Here is a 3484-nt window from a genome sequence, read left to right as displayed (position 1 = left end):
ATCAAAAATGGATTTTTACCCTGACGGCCTTCCGGTGCGCTTTTCCACTTTTCCGAGTCCCCTCTTTTTGTTAGTATGGGGCAAGTTGGTCAGAAGGACGATCCTGAAGGAGGCGCAATGAGATGACGGAGGGAAAATGGAACTGCGGGGACCGCATCGTTCGATTCGAGCGGGATGGACGGGCGGCGGTGGGGCGCATGGCGGGGGATGCGCTTGTGGAGCTTCTGGACGATCGCGGGGCGCCGACGGGGCGGATGGAAAGCCTGGAGGGGTTGCGCTGCCTGCCCCCCTGCGAGCCGCGGGCGCTCTGGTGCGTGGGCGTAAATTACCGCGATCACGCGAGGGAGATGGAGAGCGTGCCGCCGCCGGAGCCCTGTATCTTTCTGAAGGCCCTGACCGCGCTCTCGGAGCATGAGGCGCCGGTGCGCTTCCCCGCCTGGGCGGGGCGCGTCGACTACGAGGGCGAGCTGGCCGTCGTGATCGGGCGCGACTGCAGGAATGTTCCCGAGGCGGACGCCCTGGACGTCGTGGGGGGGTACGCCTGCTTCAACGACGTCACGGCGCGGGAGCTCCAGAGCGCGGATGGGCAATGGACGCGCGGCAAGGGGTTCGACGGGTTCGCCCCGCTGGGGCCCTGCCTTCTGCTGCGGCGGGAGATGCCTGCGGAGGCCGTGCTCCGCACCCGCCTGAACGGCCGTGTGGTCCAGGAGGCCCGCCTCGGGGAGATGATCTTCGGGGTCCCCCGGATCATCGCGCACATCAGCCGTTTCGCCACGCTGCGAGCGGGGGACGTCATCGCCACGGGGACGCCCAGCGGCGTTGCCCCTGTGCATGACGGGGACAGCGTGGAGGTGGAGATCGAGGGCATCGGCGTGCTGAGAAACCGCTTCGTCGGGTCCGAGGACTAGGGAGCATGCACATCATGCTGTGGCTTACGGGGGATGGGGGCCGGATACGGGTTCCCCGCTCCAACCTGCACCTGTTTCAGTCCATGCTCTATGCGGTGCTGCCCCCGGAGCGGGCGGCGTTCCTGCACGACGAGGGATATTGCGTCGATGGGCGGAGGATGAAGCTCTTCGCGATGAGCTGGCCCATCGCCGCGGAGCGCCCCACCTTCGAGGAGAACGCCATCCTGTTTCCGCTTCCGGTTCGCTTGGTGGTCTCCACGCCCGTGACCGACACCATGGACGGCATCGCCGGCGGTGCGCTGAACGCCGGGGATCTGCGGCTGGGCAACAACGTCGTCCGCTGCGAACGTATCGAGGCGGAGCAGCAGCGGGCGGATGGGGAGGCCCTGACCGTGCGCACCCTGTCGCCCATCACCTGTTACGGGCAGGCGGAGCGGAACGGCAAGCCCTATACGGTTTACTTCAGCCCGTACCAGAGGGATTTTGCCGTGTCGGCGCACAACAACCTGGTGCGCAAGTTCCGCGCGCTCTTCCCCGATCGGGCCGTTCCGGAGGGGACGGTCCGCATCTCCCCCGTGGGACGCGTGCTGGAGCGGGTGGCGATCTTCAGCCCCGAGTCCTCCTTTCCCGTCAAGGGCTGGTCGGGCCGCTTCCGCCTGGAGGGGCCTCAGGAGCTTCTGCAGGTTGCGCTGGACTGCGGACTGGGCGCGAAGAACAGCGGGGGATGGGGGTGCGTGACGCGGGAATGAGGGGACAGGGGAGATAATTTGGGCCAGTTCGTGCTGCTAAAATTAATGAGGATCCTTGTTTATGTCGCTGTGGAGGTGAGGATCATACAATATGCGTTCAAGGCGCGAGGACACTGGTGGTTCGATTCCGGCCTGATGGGGCTGTATTTCATCGCTGAAGAACTATTGCGGGAGACGGAGCCGGGGCTTTCCGAGCGTTCGCGTTGGCCGGACGTGAAGGTTTCGGTGGAAATCGACGGCTTATCAATCGAGGCGCCGGATGACCGGATGACGCCGTTCCTGGAGGCCTGTTACGAGGAACTGGCCTCCAACTGGTGGAACCGATCGACGAAAAAGCAAAGGGAGAATCCGGAACTTGTTTGCTACGACCAAGAGAAGAAAGAGTTGAATTGTTTGCCAAAACGGATGCCGACTCCCATTCCCGCCCTGTCGGTAAGCGCCACAAGCTGGAGGGGGAAAGCGGATGCGCTCGAGGATTTGTCCGCGTCGCTCCAGGAGGAGGTGGCGGCCTTCCTGAAGGAACGAAAAAAGTCTCTATGGGGGACCAAGAAAAAGCTCTGTTACGTGCAGCCCGTCTGCCATCCCCAACTGGATGTTTTCCCCAGGGGCAGGAGAGGGGGAGGGACCGTGTGTTCCGTCTGCGGGCAGACCTCCGTCTGCGACAGGGTCTCTCAGACCTCTTTTCCCCTCTTTTCGAGCCAGAGTGCGACCTTCTCCTTCAATTCCGACCTGGGATCGCCCGATCTCATCTGCTGGGAATGCCAGTTATTGGGCAAGTTTGCCGTTCATGCGTCGTATTATAAGGTTGCGGATTCCCTGACCTACATCATGCAGCTGAACTCCGGAGACCTGAGGGCATTGAAGGATGCTCACCTGACGTTTGGTATTCCCTCCCCACTGCGACTTCTATTGGAAGACGACAAGATTTATTCCCACAACTTCGGAGAAAAGAGCCGTATTTTGCAGAAAGCCCGATTATCCTACGAGGTTCTGTGGGGCTTCTATCTGGCGGCCTATGAGCTGGTCTTGAAGAACCAGCAGAAGCGCCGGAACGAGGCGCGCTCCTTGGAGGACCTGGATGAGGATGAGATCGATGAGGAGTCCCTCAGGCGTACTGCCGCGCTGAACGTCGTCCTTGCGGCTCTGGACTCCAAGGGGAGTACGTTCATCACCAAAGAGGTCGTCACCTATACCGATACGGCCTACCTGTTCCGGCTGATTGGCTTTATCAAAAAATATATCCGCACCGAGGCCCCAGAGGAGATGGCCCAGGATCTCGGGCGTTTTTTCGAGCTCCTCTTTTGGGACTTGGAGCTCCCCAATCCGCAAAAACCTTACGATCCTCTGAATGGAATGGATCGCAACGGCTTGCTGCGGTGCGTGTTCGAGAAGAAGTCCATCGTGTGCCGTGTGGAGAGTTTCGTGTTCAAAAAATCTCTGGCGGTCGATTATCCGAGCTTTGGCCGTATCCTGTTCTTCGTGATGGCTTACGAGCTGGTGGCGCATTGTCGGGATTCGGAGGAAGGAGAGAAAAGAGGCATGGCTAAAGGCATGACAAAGGGGCAAATTGCCCTTGCGACGAAGTTGGGGGCGCAGATTGTCCTGGCCGCGAAGGAGGCTCTGGTGAAAGAGGGGGAGGGCCTTGAAAGCATGAAGGCCGTCAAGGGAGATCTGTTTGCCCTGCGCAAGACCCGCATGGCGACGGATTTCCTGGAGCAGCTGAATCGCCTGCAGTTCCGCTACGGAATCGTCGTCAACAGGGAGATCACGGCGGGAGTTCTGGCTGAGGACGACGTCCCCTTCGAGGAGTTCAGGGCCTATTGCATG

3 protein-coding genes are annotated in these 3484 nt (G+C 61.1%); all 3 read left to right on the top strand.

From position 1 onward, the window contains the following. Positions 1-122 precede the first annotated feature (122 nt). Positions 123-908, top strand: a complete 786-nt coding sequence (locus Q0176_RS06845) for a fumarylacetoacetate hydrolase family protein (RefSeq protein ID WP_299300606.1) — start codon at positions 123-125, stop codon at positions 906-908. Positions 909-913: 5 nt separating this feature from the next. Next, positions 914-1657, top strand: coding sequence for a CRISPR-associated endoribonuclease Cas6 (gene cas6 / locus Q0176_RS06840; protein WP_299300604.1), 744 nt, complete (start codon positions 914-916; stop codon positions 1655-1657). A 75-nt stretch (positions 1658-1732) separates the two neighbouring features. Beyond that, the coding region (locus Q0176_RS06835) for a hypothetical protein (RefSeq protein WP_299300601.1) at positions 1733-3484 on the top strand (1752 nt) is incomplete at its 3' end.

This window comes from uncultured Fretibacterium sp. (assembly GCF_938040765.1).
GTDB lineage: Bacteria > Synergistota > Synergistia > Synergistales > Aminobacteriaceae > CAJPSE01.
Note: the sequence above shows the minus strand (reverse complement) of the source record. Positions and strands in the feature narration are given on the sequence as shown.